An 18065-nucleotide genomic window follows, 5' to 3' on the forward strand; every position below is an offset into this window, starting at 1 on the left:
TCAGCTCCGGCGGCGGGTCGCGGTGACGGCCAGTTCGGCGAGCCTGCTCGCCGCGGGCTCGGCGATGTCGGCGGTGGTGAGCGCGTCGAGCGCAGCCCCGGCGAGCGCGGCGATGCGCTGCTCGACGGCCTGCGCCGCGCCCAGTTCGCAGAGCACGTCCCGGATCCGCTCGACCGCGGCGGCGTCGAGGTGTCGATCGCCGAGCGCGTCGGTGAGCACGGTGCGGGCCGCGGTGGCGCCGCGCTCCTCGGCCCGCTCCAGGGCCAGCGCGACGAGCAGCGTGCGTTTGCCCTCGCGCAGGTCGTCGCCCGCGGCCTTGCCGGTGACCGCGGGGTCGCCGAAGACGTCGAGCAGATCGTCCCGCAACTGGAAGGCGACGCCGATATCGGCCCCGAACCGGCGGTAGGACCGGACGAGTGCGGGCGCGGCGTCGGCGATCGCGGCACCCAGGTGCAGCGGCCGCTCGACGGTGTAGGCGGCGGTCTTGAACCGATTGATCCGCAGCGCGCCGTGGGTGGAGGTGTCGGCGCTGGCCTGCCCCAGGACGTCGAGGTACTGACCGGCGAGCAGCTCGGTGCGCATCGACCGCCACGGCTCGGCCGCGCGACGCAGCGCCGCGGCGGGTAGCCCGGCATCGCGGAGCATGTCGTCGGCCCAGGCCAGCGCGAGGTCGCCGAGCAGGATCGCCGCGGCGGCCCCGAACCGGGCGGGGCGGCCCGCCCAGCCCGCGTCCGCGTGCCGGTCGGCGAACGCGACGTGCACGGTGGGACGGCCGCGGCGGGTGGCCGACGCGTCGATGAGATCGTCATGCACCAGCGCGCAGGCCTGGATGAGCTCGAGCGCGCTGAGCGCGCGCAGCACCGCGGGCGTGATCTCGTCGTCCGGGTCGCCGCCCGCGCCGCGCCAGCCCCACCACGCGAAGGTCGGGCGGATCCGTTTGCCGCCGCCGAGCACGAAGCCGCGCAGCGCCTCGGTCGCCGCGGCGAATGCCGGGTCGATCTCGGCGGCCTCGGCCCGCCGCCGGTCGAGATAGGCGGCCAGTTCGGCCTCGATGCGGCGCAGCAGGTCCCGGTCGGTGTCGTGCCGGTCGGCCCTGGGCCCGCGGTCGGCGGCCTGCGCCACACCCGGGACGCCGCCGACGCCGGTGTCGGCCATCAAACGGATCCTCGCCGGACGGGAGTGGAAGCAGCAGACACGCACCCGAGCCTAACTGCAGGCCGGTGCGGTGGCTGGCCCCGTAGGCTGACCCGGGTGAATGGGAGCACTTCACGGCGCGAGACGGTGATCGAGCGGATCAGCCAGGACGGGCCGGTCTTCTCTGTCGAGTTCTTCCCACCGAAGGACGAGATCGGCGAGGCCGAGCTGTGGCGGGCGATCCGCAAACTGGAGCCGCTCGACCCGGCGTTCGTCTCCGTCACCTACGGCGCGGGCGGATCGAGCAGGGAGCGCACGATCCGGACGACGGCGGGAATCGCCACCGACACGACCCTCGTCCCGATGGCGCACCTGACCGCGGTGGCGCATTCGCGTTCGCAGCTGCGGCATGTGATCGGGGCGTATGCGGGCGCGGGCATTCGCAACGTGCTCGCGGTGCGCGGCGACCCGCCCGGGGATCCGCTCGGCGAGTGGATCCCCCACCCCGAGGGCCTCACCTATGCCGAGGAGCTGGTCGACCTGGTGCGCAGCCTGGGTGACTTCTGCGTCGGCGTCGCGGCCTTCCCCTACGGCCACCCGCGCTCGCCCGATGCGGAGTCCGATCTGCGCCACCTCGTGGCGAAGATCCGGGCGGGCGCCGACTTCGCGATCAGTCAGCTGTTCCTCGAGCCCGAGGGCTTCCTGCGGCTGCGTGACCGGTTCGTCGCCGTCGGCAGCGATGTCGCCGACGTCCCGCTGCTGCCCGGGGTCATGCCGCTGACGACGCTGCGCACGCTGCGTCGCGGACCGGAGCTGTCCGGGGCGCCGCTGCCGCCGGAGCTGGTCGAACGGCTGGAGCGGTATGCCGACGACCCGGTGGCCTTCCGCGCCGCCGGGTTGGACGCCACCGCCGAGCTGTGCGGGAAGCTGCTGGCCGAGGGCGTGGACGGGCTGCACTTCTACACCCTGAACCGGTCGTCGGCGACCGTGGAGCTCGTGCGCCGGCTCGGGCTGGTCGAGCATCGGCGCTGACGCCACCCGCGTTCAGCGCGACGGGGTGTCCAGCGGGGGGTTGCGTTCGCGACGTGCCAGCACCACCACGGCCGCCGCCGCCCCGGCGACCAGCACGCCCAGGGCGAAGGTCCACCCGGCCGCCGAGGGAGCGTTGGGATCGTCGTAGGCCACGGCAGCGCTGATGTCACCCACGGTGCCGGGGGTGAACTTCCAGCTCACGGTGCCGGAATCGGCGTCGCCGTTGGTGTCGAGGACCTGGCCGGGAAAGCCGATCTTGAGTTGGAAGTCGGCAAGGTCGACCGGAACTGTCGTGAGGTCGACCTTGCCGGTCACCAGCACCCGGTTACCGGCCCGGCGCAGGTTCAGTACCGCCCGCTCGCCGGCCGTACCCGCGGTCCGGCTCAGCAGCGCGACCTCGTCGAATGTCAACCCGGAGAACCGCAGCACCGAACCGGTGTAGCCGTCCTGGCGGTAGGACGAGATGTCGATCTCGCGTTTGAGCTCGCGGGGCACCGTCACCTCGGGGCCGGTGTCGTCCGGGCCCCGTTCCGGAGTGGCCAGCACGATCTCGCCGTTGACCGTGTCGTTCGGCTGGACGGCGAGCGCGGTTCGCACCCGGGCACAACCGCTCGTCAGGCCGACGATCAGCATCGCGAGCAGCAGCACGGGGAGCGCGCGGCGGCGCGCGGCGGCGCGCGGTCGGGCGTGCGGCGGTCGTGGACGGGGAGGGCAGGGGGCCGGGGACGGCATGGTCGACATCGTGCCATTGGGCCGGATCGCGATCTGCCGCGATCCGGCTCACCCGATCCGGCGTCCGCGGCTCAGCGCAGCGCCGGACCCGATGAGGCCGGGTCGAGCGGCAGCTCCCGGCCGAGCACGGCGAAGGGCCTCGTATCTCCGGTGAACCGGTGGTCGCGCAGCACGTCACGAAAGCGGGTTCGCCGGTAGAGCCGCCATGCCCGGCCGGGGGGCCGCGACCCGTACTCGGGCGTCGAGAGCAGCACCCTGCTGCGGCCGGTTCCGGTCAGCAACGCGCGCAGCAGGCCTTCGCCGAGCCCGGCGCCCTGCGCGTCGGGACGCACGTGCAGCTCGGTGAGCTCGAAGTAGTCGTCGAGCCAGGGATGCTCGTCCAGGCGGGCCTGGCGCAGGCCGCGCCGAACCTCCTCGTACCACCACTGGCCCGGGCCGCCGGCATAGCCGTAGGCGATGCCGAGCAGCGAGCCCGCCGGGTCGAGCCACCCCGCCGCGCGCCAGCCGGGGCGGCGGCTGTGCTCGAGCCACAGGGTGCGCCGCTGGCGACCGGTCCCGGGCGGGTAGCCCATCGCGGCGACGTAGACGTCGAGGGCCTCGGCAAGCCGGCCGGCCAGCTCGCCCGCGGACAGCGCGACCAGCCGATTGCGCGGCGGAGCGGCCGTCACGGGCCGACCGACCCGCTCCGCCGGGTGGGTCCGCCGGTCCGTGCTCGCCGGCGCGTGTTCGTCATCGGTTCATCTCATCACGCCGGGGGCCGCCGGTCACAGGGCCTACTCCGGATATCCCGGAAGGGCCCGGATGGGCGTTTGGTCCGGGACTTGACGCGACGGCCGGGATGCGCTCTACTGAGGTCGTCGAACAAACGTTCGACGATGGTCGGCCCGGAGTGGGGGAAGCACCCCGCCACCGGGCCACCGCCCCGCGGTCGGGAGGAGAGCGGTCACGTGAGCGGCCTCGCGAGCGCATATCCGGCACAACCGCGCTGGCAGCGCGATCGACGGGACGCCCGCGAGGAGGACTCATGAGTTGCCCTGTGTCAATCCCGGGGTCCTTCCCTCGTCGGGGAGTGTGCGCCCTCGCTGGTCGGGGTCAACGTCGTTCGTCCTCGCTGCGCTGCGGGCGCTCCACGTTGACGCCTCCGGCGCTCGGGCGTAGATCGGCCGGGACGGGGCAATGGACGGTGTGGTCAGGCCGCTGCGGCCCGCTGGGCGAGCAGGGTTTGCAGGACTTTGTGCTTGGTCGGGTCGTAGGCCACACCTTGTTGCCCGCAGTGCCGGATGACATCCAGCCAGGCGCGGGCCAGGAGGCGCACTGCGTGGGGGTGGTCGTGGCCTCGGGCGCGGGCTCGGTCGTAGAGGTCGGCGGCCCAGGGATTGGCGCGTCGGCTGTCGGCGGCGAAGTCGCACACGGCGTCGCGCAGCTGCTTGTCGCAGACCCAGCGGAAGCCGAGGGCGCGGATCTTGCCGGACTGCCGGGTCGAGGGGGCGGCGCCGGCCAGGCAGAACAGGGCCTCCGGGGTGGGGAAACGGGCCCGGCAGTCGCCGATCTCGGCGAGCAGTCGGGCGGCGCGGACGCGGCCGGAGCGGGGCAGGCTGGTGAAGATGTGCGCGTCGGCGTGCAGGGCGAGCTGTTCGCCGATCTGGGTCGACAGCGCCTTGATCTGCTCGACCGGGGTGACCAGCACGGCGAGCAGGGCGCGGGTGAGGTGGGCTTCGGCGGCGCCGTGCTCGCCGACCGCGCCGCGGGGCGCGGCGCCGAGCCGGGCGTGCAGCACGGCCGGCTCGACCCGGCCGCAGTGGCCCACGCGCGACAGCCAGGCCGCCAACCGCTTGACCGAGAGCCGGTCGGCGCGGTCCTGGCAGTCGAAGCGGTGCAGGAACGCCAGGCTGATCGGGGAGTCGAGCTCGGCGAACAGCCCGACCGCGCCGGGGAACACCCGCTGCAGGTGCGCGCGCAGCTGGTTGGCGACGCCGACCCGGTGGGAGACGAGGTCCTTGCGGGCCCGGCAGGCGCGGCGCAGCGCCGGCGTGGCGTCGCTGTCCGGGATGAGCGGGCGCAGCCGGGCCCGGTCGGTGCGCAGCGTGTCGGCCAGCAGGTAGGCGTCGAACCGGTCGTCTTTGTTGCCGGCCGAGCCGTAGCGGCTGCGCAGGTGGCGGAGTTGGTTCGGGCTGATCACGACCACGGTGACCCCGGCGTCGGGCAGCGCATCGATCACCGGCCCGTCCGGGCGTTCGATCGCCACCTCCCGCGCACCCGGGCGCGTCAGCACCGCGACCAGCTCGGCCAGCCCGGCCGCGCTGTGCGCGACGGTGCACCGGTGCACCTGCCGCCCGCGGGCATCCACGACCGACACCGCATGATCGTCGCGGCCCAATCCACGCCAGCGGTCAGGCCACCGGGCGGTTCCTCCGGCAGGATCGGTGGGGCAGACTTCATCACGGCCTCCTCGCTGCTCATCCCAGTGGGGAGGCACTCTTCGCCGGCGCCGGGACGCGGCTGCCGGTTCGCTCACTGTTCGGCGCTCGATGGCGCTCAGCCCTGTCGACGGTCCGCGCGCCCCGGGCAACCGCTGGACCCCGCGGAACTCATGAGGGACGTCAACAGCGTCGAGCGAGCAGGGCGGTGGCCCAGCGGCGCCTCGGGTGCATCGGCGACCCAACCACGATCACCGACACAAGGATGGTGCACCAGTGAGCACGTTCACCAAGGTCTTCGGAGCGCGGCGGCCTGCGCCGGTTCATGTGCGCTGGCAGGACGGCGAACCCGTGGAGTTCCAGCGACGCCCGGTACGGCGCGGAGCGCGCTATCTCATCACCGACGTTCGTGAACGCTGGATCGAGGAGTCGCCGTGGCCGTTCCCGTCGCCGAAGCCCATCGGAGGCGACCGGTTGAGGTGCTGGCGCGTTGTGGCGTGCTCCGCCGGGGAGCCCCACGCTCCGGCCCAGGAGTTCGTGCTGCGCATGCGCGCCGGCCCCGGGGTGTGGGACCTCGTGCGGGTGGTGCAGTGAGCCGACACCGACAGGAGCCAGGATGACTGCAACGTTCTCGACCGGGACCTTCTCGATGGCCGGGTCGAAGGCCGCGACGATGACGCTTCCGATGATGCCGGTGCCTCGCACACCGCGTTCGCCTCGTGGGGCTCGAGGACCCACCGGTGCCGCGCCGCCCTCCCGGCATGCCCTCGGGCTGCTCCGGCAGGCTGACGACGGTCTGGCCGAGGGATACCGCAACGAGGACCCGCTCTCGCGCTACCCGGCCGCGTACCTTGCCGCCCTGCGGGCCGGCGCCGCGCTGCTCGCAGTGCGCGCCCGGCCGCGTCCGCGGCGCGGAGCCTCGCGCAACGTGTGGGACCTGCTCGCAGAGGTGGCGCCGGAGCTGGGGGAGTGGGCGGCGTTCTTCGCCTCCTGCTCCGGCACCCGGGCGGCGGCCGAGGCCGGAATTGCCCGGCGGGTGAGCCGCCGGGAGGCCGACGACCTGCTGCGCCAGGCCGAGCAGTTCGTGGGCCTCGTGCGCGGCATCGTGCCGCGGTCGTGACCGGCGCTCAGGTGATCGGCGGCGCCGCGTGCTCCGCCTGGCTCCGGGGCTGTGACCGGCTGCCACTGCGCAGCACGCGCCCCAGCAGGGCGGTGAACACCGCGGAAACCTCCCTGGCCCCGGGGGTGTCCCAGGCCTGGATGGGCATGCACGCTCCCTGTGCCTGCTGGATGGCCGAGCGGTCGGGGAGCACTCCGCTGAAGACCAGCGGGCCGAAGATCTCCCGCAACTCCTCGATGCGGAACTCGTGCTCGGAATTGCGCGGGCGCACACGGTTGATCATGACACCGAGTGGCTGGAGACCGGGGTTGCTGCGTTGACGCTCGGTCTGGACGGCATCGAAGGCACGCTGCACGCCGGACACCGCGAACATCGTGGGATCGGTGACCAGTACGGCGCGATCCGCCGCGGTGAGTGCGCTGCGGGTCAGCTGGCCCAGGGAGGGCGGACAGTCGATGATCACAAGCCGGTAGGGGCCCGGGCCGTTGGTGGTCCCGGGTTCGCCCGCGGGGGAGCCCGGCTCGCCGCCGTCGGTCGCGTCGTCGTCCGTCCGCAGCCGGCTCAGCGCCCGCGCGAGCTTGATCAGCTGCTTGGCACCGGGTTCGGGGTGGTTGTGCCGCTCGGTCTGCTCGGCCCCCACCAGCACGTCGAGACCATCGCCCCACCCGCTCGGGGCGATCGCGCGGCGCAACACCGACCGGCGCGGATCGTCGAGCACCTCGGCGACGGTGGCCGCGGTCGCCGGGACATCCGTCGCTATCGTCACGTTGGCCTGCGGGTCGAGGTCGACGAGCAGCGTGCGGACCCCATGGTGGAGCGCGGCCCCGGCAAGGCCGAGGGCCACGGTGGTCTTGCCGACCCCACCCTTGAGGCTCAGCGTGGCGACGACCTGCACGGGATCAACCTACTCTGTCGGGTGGCGCACTACGCTGCGGTATGTGACTACGGCGGCGGGAGATCTCCTGGGAGCGACGCGCGGCGGTCAGGTACAGCGGGTTCTCGATGCGGAGCTGGCCGCGGTTTCGAGGGCACACCCCGACCGTCGACCCCGGATTCTGGATGTTGGCGGCGGCAGCGGGGCGTGGGCGGTTCCGCTGGCGGCGAGCGGCTGCGCGGTGACGGTGGTCGACACAAGCCCGAATGCGCTGGCCACGCTGCAGCGGCGGGCGCGCGAGGCGGGGGTCGACGAGCTGATCACCGCGGTGCAGGGCGATGTCGACGCGCTCATCGAGGTCGTCCCGCCCGAGTCTGCCGATCTGGTCCTCGGCCACGAGCTCCTCGAGGTGGTCGACGACGCTCCCAGGGCCCTCGCGGCGATGACGGTGGCCGCGGTCCCCGGCGGGGCGGTGTCGGTGCTGGTGACAGGGCGTCATGCGGCGGTGCTGGGCCGGGTGCTGGCCGGGGAGCTGACCGAGGCGCGGATGGTGCTCACCGATGCCGAAGGACGTTTCGGCCCGGCCGACAAGCTGCGCAGGCGGCTCGACGCGTCGGCTCTGCGGGCGCTGCTGGACGCCGAGGGACTGCACCTGGAGGTGCTACAGGGTGACGGGGTGCTCGACACCTGGGTGCCTCGCGCGGTGCGCGATGGCGGACCCGCTGCCACCCGCGCGGTCGCGGAGCTGGAGGCGCTGGCCGCGGACGTGCCGGCGCTGCGCGAGGTCGCGGTTCGGCTGCACGCGCTGGGGCGCCGAGTCTAGGGCAGCCGCTCGGCTCTCGCCGCGTCCGTGACCGTTGGAAGATCGACGAGGTAGATCGATGGGCCGGTTGTCGACGCCGGGTAGAGGAGCTGGCCTCGGGCTCGTATCCTCTCGGTTGAACGCCCAACCCGGGTGCTCGTCGTGTCGTTCCGGCACCATGGAAGATGACCCGACCGGAATACCGTGTGCCGGAGGCGAAGCCATGCCCCTCTCCGAGCACGAGCAGCGGCTGCTCGAACAGATTGAGCGTGCTCTCTACGCTGAGGACCCGAAGTTCGCATCGACCGTCCGCGGCGGTCGGCTGCGCAAACCCACCCGGCGCCGACGAGTCCAAGGCATCGTGGTGTTCATCGTGGGCCTCGTCCTGCTGGTCGTCGGAGTGGCCGTACCAGCGCTCTGGCTGGCCAGCGTCCCCGTGCTCAGCGTGGTGGGCTTCTTGGCGATGCTCGCCGGAGCCGTTCTCGCCGTGACCTCCATCGGATCATCCACCCCCGGGGCCCCGGCCAAGGAGGCCGAGCCGGACAAGAGCCGCTTCACCGGTCGGATGGAAGAGCGCTTCCGGCGCCGGTTCGAACAGGAGTGAACGCGCAGCGGTGACGCGCGACGGCCAGGGTGAGTGCGGGCTCATCCGCCGTCCGGGTGCCCCTCGGCCGCCGCGGGCGTGGTGTCTCGACGCAGGACCGAGCGGGGCAACAGCCGCTCGCGCAGGCTCAGCCTGCTTCCCGCCGCGATACCGGCCGCGACCGTGCGGACCACCGCCCCGAGTTCGCCGGCGACCTCCGGCGTCTCGTCCGGTCGCTGCTGGCCGTACCAGCTTGCCTCGACAGCCCTGACCACCGTGCGCAACGCCTGCTGGGCGTTGTCATCGAGCCGATGCTCGCGGATCAGCCGCCGCGCGGCCGCGCGGACCGTGTCGCTCGACCGGACCAGGACACCCCGGTCGGTCGACTCGGCCAGCAACTCCTCCCAACCGGCGACGGCGGCCCCCGGCCCGCCCGCCGCGACGGCCGCGAGCCGTCGCCGCCGCAGCAGGACGCGCAGCCCCGCCGGGGCCAGGCCGAGCATCGCCACCACCAGTACGGCCACGGGCAGCACCAGGGAGAATCCAGGGCCCGCCGGCGTCGGCCCGCCGATCTCGACCGGAGGTGCCGTCGGCGGTTCCGGCGTCGGACCGCCATCGGCGCCGGCGAGCTCACCCGGGGTGAGGTCATCGTCCTGGTTCTGGGATCCGGTTTCCCGCTCCTGGTCGCGGACTTCCTGCACGTACGGCGGGACGAGCGCTCGGCCGTCGGTGAGCGGGGTCGGGTCGAACGTCGTCCAGCCGTGGCCGGGGAAGTAGGCCTCCACCCAGGCGTGCGCATCGGCCGTGGTCACCGACCGGTAGCCGGTCGCCGCGGTACCCGCGGTGAACCCGACGGCGACCCGGGCGGGCACCCCGACCGTGCGCAGCATGATCGCCATCGCCGAGGAGAACTGCTCGCAGTAGCCGGTCCGCCCGACGGTGAGGAACTCGACGAGGGCGTTGTCGCCCGCCCCCGGCGTCGTCTGCAGGCTGTAGCTGAACCCCGAATCCGGTGCGGTGAAGAAGCCGACGAGGGCGACCGCCTTGTCGAAATCGGTCCGGGCGCCGCGGGTGGCGTCGACGGCCAGCGCCGCGGCCCTCGGGTCGACACCCTCGGTGGACAGGTAGGCGCGATCCACATCCAGCGGGCCGGTGGCCGCGCGCAGCTGCGTGGCCGTCGGCGCCGGCAGCACCGCCTGCTGCTGCCAGTCGTCCTCCTCGCGGGCGTGGCGGTTGTATGCGGTGCCGCTGGCCGGATCGAACCGCCAGTCGTCATCGGAAAGGCCGGTCACCTCCTGCGGGTGGCCGTAGAGCGGAAACCAGTAGTCGCGAAAGCCGACGTTCTCCACGTCGATCACGGCCCGTTCGCCACCCTGGCCGGCGCCGGCCGGTAGCGGCCCGTCGAGCGGGACACCCGGCGCGGGTGCGCCTACCTGGAAACCGGCCTGCGGGACGAAGTCGCGCAGCGTGATCGCGCGAAGGTACTGCGGCCGGGGCAGCCCGCTGACCCGGAACAGCTCGGTCGGGCTGTCCCGGATCAGCTGGCCACGCAACGAGGTGAACGGGTTGAGCCCGATCGATCCACCCGAACCGCCGGTGCCGGAACCGCCGGCGAACCGACCGCCGGTGCCGACCATCGTCGCGGCCGAGCCGAGCAGCAGCGCCACCACGATGGCCGCGGCCGTCACCGCGACGCCCGCGGGGAGCTGTCGGCGCGCGCCCTCGCGGGTGAGCAGCAGCAGCCCGAACCCGGCCGCGGGCGCGGTGATCGCCCACCACGGGAGTGCCGAGCCGGCCAGCGCGGTGGGCACGGCGAACACGACGAGCAGCGGGATCCCGGCGATCGCGGGCGCCGCTGCCGAAACCGAGATGGCGTACCCGACGACGGTGACCAGCCCGAACGCGCCGGTGACCAGGAGCAGGATCTCCGGGGTGGCCGCCACCGGCGGCAGGCCGGTATCGATCTGGCCCGCCGCGCCGGCCAGCAGGTTGCCCAGCTCCTCGGCGGCGGCCGGACCGGGCAGTATCTGGTCGCTGAACAGCGCGACGAGCAGCTCGAGCACGGCCGCGAGCTGGGCCAGCGCGACCACTACGGGATGGGTCCGGCGCAGCGCGAGCCCGACCGCGACCACGAGCCCCACGACGCCTACGGCATATCCGAACCAACCCGGGCCCTGCGCGATCGATGCGACGGGGGCGCCCGACAGCAGCACCGCCGCGCCCGCGGCGGGCGGGGCCACCCAGCCGACACGCCGGCGCGGCCGTTCCCGCGTCGCCCGCCGCGGCGCGGGAAGCCGATCCAGAACCGGCGCGGTCACGCCGGGCCTCCGGTCAGCTCGGCCCACGCCCGGTCGGGCGTGCTGTCCGCGGCGACCACGACGACGTGCCAACCGGCGCGGCGCAGCGCGGCGGCGGACTGGTCGGGCGCGGGGGTGGCGGAGCGGCTGGCCGGGTCCCAGCTGCGGACGTCGAGCAGCACCGCGTTCCCGCCGCTCGACCGTCGCGCGAGCAGTTCCTCGATCTCGTTCGGCTCGAGCGCCCCGAGCACTGCGACGATGTCCGTCGCGGCCAGCGGCGACCCGGCAAGACCGGCCCGGGCCGAAGGGCGAACCGCCGCGAGGGCGTCGAGCATCGGGTCGAGGCCGGCGTCGGCACCGACCGGCTGCAGTCCGTCCTCGGTGACCAGCGTGACCGGTTCGCCGCGGGAGGTGAGGTGCGCGCAGATGCTCGCGGCCAGGCTGACGGCGAACTCGAGGCTGGATTCGGCGCCCCGGCCGCGGTGCGCGGCGTCGCGGCGGTCGAGCAGCACCGTGATCTGACCGCGGCGGGGCGGCTCCTCCAGCCGGACCATGAGCTCGTCATGGCGCGCGGTGCTGCGCCAGTGCACCCGGCGCAGCTCGTCGCCGGGACGGTAGGGCCGGATCATCGCCTCCGGGGCACCGTGCCCATGGTGCCGGGCGACCGCGGGACCCGGGGTGTTCTCGCGGCCGCCGAGGGCGGGTGGCATACCGCGCAGCCCGACGATCGCGGGCAGCACGAGCAGCTGTTCGGCGGGACGCAACTCGCGGGGGAACTCGGCCAGCCCGAGCGGGTCGTTCACCCGGCCGACCAGCGGGCCGATCCGGTGCGACCCACGCAGCACCGGTCGCAGCGGGTAGCTCAACCGGATGCCGGTGCGGACCGGCAGCCGGTGTACGGCGAACCGGGGTGGCGACCCGGGCAGCGGCCCCGCGGAGTCGGGAACGGCATCGGCCACCCGCAGGGTGGCCAGCAGCGGGCCGCCGGCCAGCTCGATCGACACCTCCGCGGGCGTGCCCACCGGGACCCGGTCCGGGGCGATCGTGCGCTCGACGCGCACCGACCGCCGGACGCGGGCGGTGAGCAGCAGCGCCAGCAACGGCAGGGCCGTGACGAAGATTCCGATGGTCAGCAGGTCGCGTTCGTCGACGACGACGGCGCACATCGCGGTGGCCATCCCGGCGGCGAGCACCGAGCGGCCGGTGGTGGTGAGGCCGGAGAGCCGGCCGGCTGCCACGGCCCTCAGCCGCCGGAGCGAGACGGCGCGGGCACCGGCAGCCTGCCGACCAGCCCGTGGACCAGATCGGCGGTCGAGCGCCGGGCCGCATGTGCCTCCGGGGTGAGCAGCAGTCGGTGCGCGAGCACCGGCACCGCCAACGCCTGCACGTCGTCGGGGACGACGAAACCCCGCCCGGCGAGCGCGGCCTGGGCCCGCGCGGCGCGTACCAGGTGCAGGGTGGCCCGGGGCGAGGCGCCGAGGCGCAGCTCGGACTGGTGCCGGGTGCTGGTGACCAGATCGACGCAGTACTGGCGGACCTCCGGCCCGACATGGATCCGTCGCACGGCCTCGATCACCGAACGCACGGCGCGCGCGTCGGCAACCGGGCGCAGGGTGTCCAGCGGCTCGGCGGCGGCATGCTCGTCGACCATGGCGAGCTCGGCGCTCGGATCCGGGTAGCCGAGCGAGACCCGCATGGTGAACCGGTCGCGCTGGGCCTCCGGCAGCGGGTAGGTGCCGTCCATCTCGATCGGATTCTGGGTGGCGACCACCAGGAACGGGCTCGCGAGCTGGTAGGTGCGGCCGTCGACCGTCACCTGATGCTCGGCCATGCACTCCAGCAGCGCCGACTGGGTCTTCGGTGAGGCGCGGTTGATCTCGTCGGCGATGACCACATTGGCGAACACCGGGCCGGGCCGGAACTCGAACTCGCCGGTCTGCCGATTGAAGATCGAGGTCCCGGTGATATCGCCGGGCAGCAGGTCGGGGGTGAACTGCACCCGGCTGACCGAGCAGTCGATCGAGCGGCCGAGCGCCTTGGCCAGCGACGTCTTGCCGACGCCCGGAACGTCCTCGACGAGCAGGTGCCCCTCCGCCAGTAGCGTGACGAGCGCGATCCGCACCACCTCGGGCTTGCCGACGATGATGCGCTGCATGTTGGCGGCGATGCCGGCGGTCAGGTCGGCAACGGCGGCCAGGGCCGTCTCGGGGTCCGCGCCGGGGTGTCCGGACCGGCTGCTCGTCGTGGTCACCCGACCTCCTCGCGCTCGCGGTACCCGGGGAGTGCATCGGGACCGTCGACCAGTCTGTCAAACGTTCGCGGCCAGCCTCTCGCACGCGTTGCCCACTCCTCCCCACGGAGGTCTCGAATCGACCGCGATCGACCGTCCGTCCGCCTGGTTGACGGGTGGATGGGCGTCGCGCGGCTGGGTGGAGCCCTCGCGTCCTCCCACTCTGACCCACCCCTCCTGACCTGCATCGATGCGCGCGTCGAGGCAAAAAGACGGGTCCGTCGCGGTTTGACCGTGGTAGAAAGTGGGGTAGTGTGGGGGCCACTGGGGCGAACGGGGCCGCAGGTGGAGGTGGGGCCGATGTTCCTCGGCACCTACACCCCCAGGCTGGACGACAAGGGGCGGCTCACGTTGCCTGCGAAGTTCCGCGATGAGCTGCGAGGCGGGTTGATGATCACGAAAGGCCAGGACCACTGCCTTTACGTGTTCACCCGCGACGCCTTCACGGAGATGGCACGCAAGATCGCGGCGGCCCCGCTGACCAACGAAGCGGCTCGGGTCTTCCAGCGCAACCTCTTCTCCGGCACCGATGAGCAGAACCCGGACGGGCAGGGCCGGATCATGATCACTCCCGAGCTGCGCCGCTACGCGGGCCTGGCCAAGGACTGCGTCGTGATCGGTGCCTTCACCCGGGTCGAGATCTGGGACGCGCAGGCCTGGCAGCAGTACCAGGCCGACCACGAGGACGAGTACGCGAAGGCGCGGGAGGGGGTCCTTCCCGGACTGATCTGAAGGACCCGGTGAACGACGGGTGGACACGACTTGGCGGCGTCCCCATCCGGATGTCGGCGCACCTCCGCGCGCCGACGGCCCTGGCGCACCTTCCCCGGTGCCAGGTCCGTCGGTACGAGGCGGGACGCGGGCATCCGGATGGGGCACCGCCGAAACGGCTCGGCTGGGGAGCGCGAGCCGGACTCGCGGCGGCAGGGGGCTCGGCGGCTCCTACCGCTGCGGATGCGAGGCACGGCGCGCGGGTGAGAAGTTGGGGGGTGAGCCGTGGAGCAGCGCTCGGAGAGCGGGGACGGGCCGGCTGGGGCCAGGCACGTCCCGGTGCTGCTTCCGCGGGTCACCGAACTGCTCGACCCCGCGCTGTCGGGGCGGCCGGCGGTTCTGGTGGACGCGACCCTCGGCCTCGGCGGGCATTCCGCCGCGCTGCTGGCCGCCTACCCGCAGCTCACCCTCGTCGGACTCGACCGGGACCCACAGGCGCTCGAGCTGGCCGGGCGCAGGCTCGTCGCGCACGCCGGCCGCAGCCACCTCGTGCACGCGGTCTACGACCGCATCGCCGAGGTGCTCGGCGAGCTGGACGTGCGCCGGATCGACGGCGCGCTGTTCGATCTCGGCGTGTCCTCGCTGCAGCTCGACGCCACCGAACGCGGCTTCTCCTACGCGCGCGACGCCGACCTCGACATGCGGATGGACGCGTCGACGGGCCCGACCGCCGCCGAGGTGCTCAACACCTACCCGATCCCGGAGCTGGCCCGGATCCTGCGCGAGTACGGGGAGGAGCGGTTTGCGAGCCGGATCGCGGCGGCGGTCGGCCGCCGGCGGTCCCAGCAGCCGTTCACCCGCAGCGCCGAGCTCGTCGAGCTGCTCTACGACGCGGTACCCGCGGCGTCCCGGCGAACCGGCGGACATCCGGCCAAACGGACGTTCCAGGCGCTGCGGATCGAGGTCAACGGCGAGCTGGACGCGCTGCGGGCGGCGCTGCCCGCAGCGATCGATGCTCTCGCGGTCGGCGGCCGGATCGTGGTGCTGTCCTACCACTCGCTGGAGGATCGCATCGTCAAGCGGGAGCTGGCGGCGCGTTCGACCTCGCGGACACCGGCGGGCCTTCCGGTCGAGCTACCCGGGCACGGCCCGCAGCTGCGATTGCTGACCCGCGGTGCCGAGGTCGCGCCCGAGGACGAGATCACCGACAACCCGCGGGCCGCCTCGGTGCGGCTGCGGGCAGCCGAGCGCATCCGGGAGGTAGCCGCGTGAGTACCCGTACCCACTGCGTGACGGGGACACGCCGCGCCTCCGGCCGACGGACGTCCGGAGGCGCGCGATGAGTGCCCCGGTCACCGAACGGCAGGGCTCGGCCGCGGCCCGCAACCGGACGGCGAGCGTTCCCACCCAGCGTCGAACGGCGGGGGGCCGCACGGCAGGGGGCCGGTCCGTGCCGGTCATCCCGGCCCAGCGCGGCGCGGGACGGCCGGTGGCGGCACAGCGGGCCTATGCCCGCCGTGACGACCGGGTCCGCCGGATGCTGGGCGGGCGGCAGGCGAGGACGATCGTTCCCGCGGGGCGCGCCCAGTTCATCCTGCTGGTCATGGTGCTGCTCGGCGCCGGCTTGGTCGCGACGCTGTGGCTGTCGACGGCCGCCGCCGCCGACTCCTACCGGCTGCAGGACGCGCGCGCCGAGGCCCGCGCGCTGACCGAGCAGAGCGAGCGGTTGCGCCGCGAGGTCGCCACCATGTCCGCGGCCCCGGCGCTCGCCCAGCGGGCGAGCGAGCTCGGCCTGGTCCCGGTGCAGGACCCGGCCCGGCTCGTCGTCGGGCCCGACGGGTCGGTGCAGGTCGTCGGGACACCGAAGGCGGCGGTGGCGCCGGCCCCACCGCCCCCACCGCCGCCGCCCCCTGCTCCGGAACCCGCCCCCGACCCCGCCGCAGGCACCGACGCGGCGGCCGCCGAGCAGCCACCGGCCGCCGACACCGCCGGCGAGCAGCCACCGCTCGCCGACACCGCCGGCGAGCACCCACCGGCGGGCGCAGCCGGCGGCGGAGCCGGCTGATGCCCGCGGCCCCGCCCCGGTTCCGTCCCGCCAGTGGGGTCCGTACTCCCTCCCCGCGCAGGCCCGCGTCTCCGCGGCGACCGGCCCCGCGGCTGGGCGACCACCAGCGCCGGATGAAGATCGCCCGGATCGCGCTCGTGGTCGTGCTCGCGCTGGCCGGGCTCAAACTCATCGGGGTGCAGACCATCCAGGCGGGCGAGCTCAAGGCCAGGTCGGCGAAGCAGAGCATGACCAGGATCACACTCACCGCGGAGCGCGGCGCCATCCTCGACCGGGCGGGCAACCAGCTCGCGTTCAGCACCGAGGCCCGCGCCCTCATCACCAATCCGCGACAGATCGACTCCGCCAAGGGCGACGCCGCGCCCGAGTACAAGCAGCGGATGGCCGAGGAGGTCGCGCGGCAGACCGGCGGCGACCCGAACGCGCTGCTCGAACTGCTGAACAGCGACCGCGGCTATGCCGTCCTCGATCGGCTGGCCGACCCCGGCGTGGCCAGGACGCTGCGCACGCAGTTCCCGGAGATCACCGAGGAGCGGCGCGAGGCGCGCCACTATCCCGGCGGGACGCTCGCCGCGAACGTCGTCGGCGCCGCGTCGTGGAACAGCGCCGAGAAGAAGATCACCGGCCTGGTCGGGCTGGAGAGCTCGCAGGACAACCTGCTGGCGGGCGCGGACGGCTTCCTGGTCGTCGACACCGCCGAGGGCAGCGACACGATCATTCCGGGCAGCACCCGTGCCGAGCAGGCGGCCGTGCCCGGCTCGGACCTTCAGCTCACCCTGGACTCCGACCTGCAGTTCACCGTTCAACGGCAGCTGGGCGACTATGTGGCCAAGACCGGGGCCAGGGGCGGCTCGGCGGTGGTGCTCGACGCGAAGACCGGTGAGGTGCGTGCGCTCGCCAACGGCCGGACCTTCGACCCGCGCAACCTGGCCGCGGCCGATCCGACGACGCTCGGGGACGCCGCGGTGACGACGCCGTTCGAGCCCGGCTCCGTCAACAAGATCGTGACGATGGCCGCCGCGCTCGAGTACGGGGTGGCCGAACCAGGCACCGTGCTGTCGGTGCCCGGCCAGATCAAGATCGCCGACCGGACCGTCAGCGACGCCTGGCGGCACGGCACCGAGCAGTACACCCTCACCGGGGTGCTCGCCAAGTCCTCCAACGTCGGCACGATCATGACCGCCCAGCAGGTCGGCGAGGACCGTTTCGCCGATATGCTCGCTCGATTCGGCTTGGGCCAGAAGACCGGTATCGGGTTGCCGGGGGAGAGCGCGGGCCGGGTTCCCCCGCGCGAGTCGTGGTCGGGTTCGACCTTCGGCAACCTCCCGATCGGCCAGGGCCTTTCGATGACCGCGCTGCAGATGGCCGGGATGTACCAGGCCGTGGCCAACGACGGGCTGCGGATACCGCCGCGGATCGTGGCTGCCACGATCGGTCCGGACGGGACCCGGACCCCGGCCCCGGCGCCCGAGCCGGTCCGGGTCGTCTCGCCGCAGACCGCACAGCAGCTGCGGACCATGCTCACCGCGGTCACCCAGGACGACCGGGGCCAGCGCGGCACCGGGCCCGCCGCGGCGGTGCCCGGCTACGAGGTGGCGGGCAAGACCGGCACCGCCCAGCAGGTCGATCCGGAGTGCGGCTGCTACTCCAACTCGACCTACTGGATCACCTTCGCCGGGATGATGCCTGCGCAGGATCCGCGCTTCGTCCTCGGGATCATGCTCGACGCCCCGGAGGGGGGCGCCAGCGCGGCGCCGCTGTTCCATGACATCGCGAGCTATCTCGGCCAGCGCGAGCAGTTGCCGGTGCGCACCGATCCGGCCCCGGTGCAGACGCTCGTGGTCTCCTGAGCGGAGCTTGCGGAGCGAACGATCAGCACTGAGCGGAGCTTGCGGAGCGAACGATCAGCACTGAGCGGAGCTTGCGGAGCGAACGATCAGCACTGAACCGGCGGGGCGCCCCGACGACCACCGGCTGTGTCGCCGGTCATAGCGGGTCGCCAAGATCG

17 protein-coding genes are annotated in these 18065 nt (G+C 73.6%); 9 read left to right on the forward strand and 8 right to left on the reverse strand.

Annotated features, from left to right (window positions below; translation table 11 throughout):
• Complete coding sequence (locus tag G567_RS0106835) at positions 1 to 1155, reverse strand: polyprenyl synthetase family protein (protein ID WP_084795931.1); 1155 nt, start codon at positions 1153 to 1155, stop codon at positions 1 to 3.
• A gap of 96 nt (positions 1156 to 1251) precedes the next feature.
• Here G567_RS0106835 and G567_RS0106840 point away from each other — a divergent pair, with 96 nt between their 5' ends.
• The gene (locus G567_RS0106840) at positions 1252 to 2166 is read left to right on the forward strand and encodes a methylenetetrahydrofolate reductase (RefSeq protein ID WP_037056102.1); all 915 of its coding nucleotides are present in this window, start codon (positions 1252 to 1254) and stop codon (positions 2164 to 2166) included.
• A gap of 12 nt (positions 2167 to 2178) precedes the next feature.
• Here the strand turns inward: G567_RS0106840 and G567_RS27200 are convergent, their stop codons facing one another.
• The 3 genes from G567_RS27200 to G567_RS27205 form a co-directional block, all read right to left on the reverse strand.
• Positions 2179 to 2898, reverse strand: coding sequence for an LppM family (lipo)protein (locus tag G567_RS27200; protein WP_051232451.1), 720 nt, complete (start codon positions 2896 to 2898; stop codon positions 2179 to 2181).
• Positions 2899 to 2969: 71 nt separating this feature from the next.
• A complete protein-coding gene (locus G567_RS0106850; RefSeq protein WP_028929399.1) occupies positions 2970 to 3566 on the reverse strand; it encodes an N-acetyltransferase in 597 nt (198 codons plus the stop codon).
• A gap of 521 nt (positions 3567 to 4087) precedes the next feature.
• A complete protein-coding gene (locus G567_RS27205) occupies positions 4088 to 5254 on the reverse strand; it encodes an IS110 family transposase (protein ID WP_245585568.1) in 1167 nt (388 codons plus the stop codon).
• A 337-nt stretch (positions 5255 to 5591) separates the two neighbouring features.
• On the opposite strand from G567_RS27205, the gene G567_RS0106860 reads away from it, so the two are divergent.
• Positions 5592 to 5909, forward strand: a complete 318-nt coding sequence (locus G567_RS0106860; RefSeq protein ID WP_028929400.1) for a hypothetical protein — start codon at positions 5592 to 5594, stop codon at positions 5907 to 5909.
• Between the two features lie 22 nt (positions 5910 to 5931).
• Complete coding sequence (locus G567_RS27210; RefSeq protein WP_245585569.1) at positions 5932 to 6435, forward strand: SAV_6107 family HEPN domain-containing protein; 504 nt, start codon at positions 5932 to 5934, stop codon at positions 6433 to 6435.
• A gap of 7 nt (positions 6436 to 6442) precedes the next feature.
• On the opposite strand, the gene G567_RS0106870 is transcribed toward G567_RS27210, so the two are convergent.
• Complete coding sequence (locus G567_RS0106870; protein WP_028929401.1) at positions 6443 to 7330, reverse strand: ParA family protein; 888 nt, start codon at positions 7328 to 7330, stop codon at positions 6443 to 6445.
• 43 nt (positions 7331 to 7373) lie between these two features.
• Between G567_RS0106870 and G567_RS0106875 the strand changes: the two genes are divergently transcribed.
• Both G567_RS0106875 and G567_RS0106880 read left to right on the forward strand, forming a co-directional pair.
• Entirely contained in the window at positions 7374 to 8132 is a 759-nt protein-coding gene (locus G567_RS0106875) for a class I SAM-dependent methyltransferase (RefSeq protein WP_245585570.1), read from the forward strand.
• A gap of 202 nt (positions 8133 to 8334) precedes the next feature.
• Positions 8335 to 8715, forward strand: coding sequence for a DUF3040 domain-containing protein (locus G567_RS0106880; RefSeq protein WP_028929403.1), 381 nt, complete (start codon positions 8335 to 8337; stop codon positions 8713 to 8715).
• Positions 8716 to 8756: 41 nt separating this feature from the next.
• On the opposite strand, the gene G567_RS27215 is transcribed toward G567_RS0106880, so the two are convergent.
• Genes G567_RS27215 through G567_RS0106895 form a run of 3 tightly spaced genes read right to left on the reverse strand, consistent with a single transcriptional unit; the run spans position 8757 to position 13146 of the window.
• A complete protein-coding gene (locus G567_RS27215) occupies positions 8757 to 11012 on the reverse strand; it encodes a transglutaminase TgpA family protein (protein WP_051232453.1) in 2256 nt (751 codons plus the stop codon).
• A complete protein-coding gene (locus tag G567_RS0106890) occupies positions 11009 to 12229 on the reverse strand; it encodes a DUF58 domain-containing protein (protein WP_037056103.1) in 1221 nt (406 codons plus the stop codon). The genes G567_RS27215 and G567_RS0106890 overlap by 4 nt, the downstream gene beginning before the upstream one ends.
• Before the next feature lie 5 nt (positions 12230 to 12234).
• Positions 12235 to 13146 carry an AAA family ATPase gene (locus G567_RS0106895; RefSeq protein WP_051232500.1) on the reverse strand — a complete coding sequence of 304 codons (912 nt, stop codon included), beginning with the start codon at positions 13144 to 13146 and terminating at the stop codon, positions 12235 to 12237.
• Between the two features lie 435 nt (positions 13147 to 13581).
• Between G567_RS0106895 and mraZ the strand changes: the two genes are divergently transcribed.
• From mraZ to G567_RS0106915, 4 genes are all read left to right on the forward strand, one after another.
• The gene (mraZ, locus tag G567_RS0106900) at positions 13582 to 14013 is read left to right on the forward strand and encodes a division/cell wall cluster transcriptional repressor MraZ (RefSeq protein ID WP_028929405.1); all 432 of its coding nucleotides are present in this window, start codon (positions 13582 to 13584) and stop codon (positions 14011 to 14013) included.
• A 264-nt stretch (positions 14014 to 14277) separates the two neighbouring features.
• Positions 14278 to 15264, forward strand: coding sequence for a 16S rRNA (cytosine(1402)-N(4))-methyltransferase RsmH (rsmH, locus tag G567_RS0106905; protein WP_028929406.1), 987 nt, complete (start codon positions 14278 to 14280; stop codon positions 15262 to 15264).
• 67 nt (positions 15265 to 15331) lie between these two features.
• Entirely contained in the window at positions 15332 to 16057 is a 726-nt protein-coding gene (gene ftsL / locus G567_RS33990; RefSeq protein WP_147200949.1) for a cell division protein FtsL, read from the forward strand.
• A gap of 113 nt (positions 16058 to 16170) precedes the next feature.
• Positions 16171 to 17907: a peptidoglycan D,D-transpeptidase FtsI family protein gene (locus G567_RS0106915; protein ID WP_245585571.1), complete on the forward strand. Its 1737-nt coding sequence runs from the start codon at positions 16171 to 16173 to the stop codon at positions 17905 to 17907.
• Positions 17908 to 18065: the final 158 nt, after the last annotated feature.

It is taken from the genome of Pseudonocardia asaccharolytica DSM 44247 = NBRC 16224 (genome assembly GCF_000423625.1).
Taxonomy (GTDB): domain Bacteria; phylum Actinomycetota; class Actinomycetes; order Mycobacteriales; family Pseudonocardiaceae; genus Pseudonocardia; species Pseudonocardia asaccharolytica.

Coding starts and splice junctions, on each gene's coding strand:
- G567_RS27210 (WP_245585569.1), top strand. CDS start 5,932: ATGACTGCAACGTTCTCGACCGGGACCTTCTCGATGGCCGGGTCGAAG.
- mraZ (WP_028929405.1), top strand. CDS start 13,582: ATGTTCCTCGGCACCTACACCCCCAGGCTGGACGACAAGGGGCGGCTC.
- G567_RS0106880 (WP_028929403.1), top strand. CDS start 8,335: ATGCCCCTCTCCGAGCACGAGCAGCGGCTGCTCGAACAGATTGAGCGT.
- G567_RS0106895 (WP_051232500.1), bottom strand. CDS start 13,146: ATGCAGCGCATCATCGTCGGCAAGCCCGAGGTGGTGCGGATCGCGCTC.
- ftsL (WP_147200949.1), top strand. CDS start 15,332: ATGAGTGCCCCGGTCACCGAACGGCAGGGCTCGGCCGCGGCCCGCAAC.
- G567_RS27200 (WP_051232451.1), bottom strand. CDS start 2,898: ATGCCGTCCCCGGCCCCCTGCCCTCCCCGTCCACGACCGCCGCACGCC.
- G567_RS0106835 (WP_084795931.1), bottom strand. CDS start 1,155: ATGGCCGACACCGGCGTCGGCGGCGTCCCGGGTGTGGCGCAGGCCGCC.
- G567_RS0106915 (WP_245585571.1), top strand. CDS start 16,171: ATGAAGATCGCCCGGATCGCGCTCGTGGTCGTGCTCGCGCTGGCCGGG.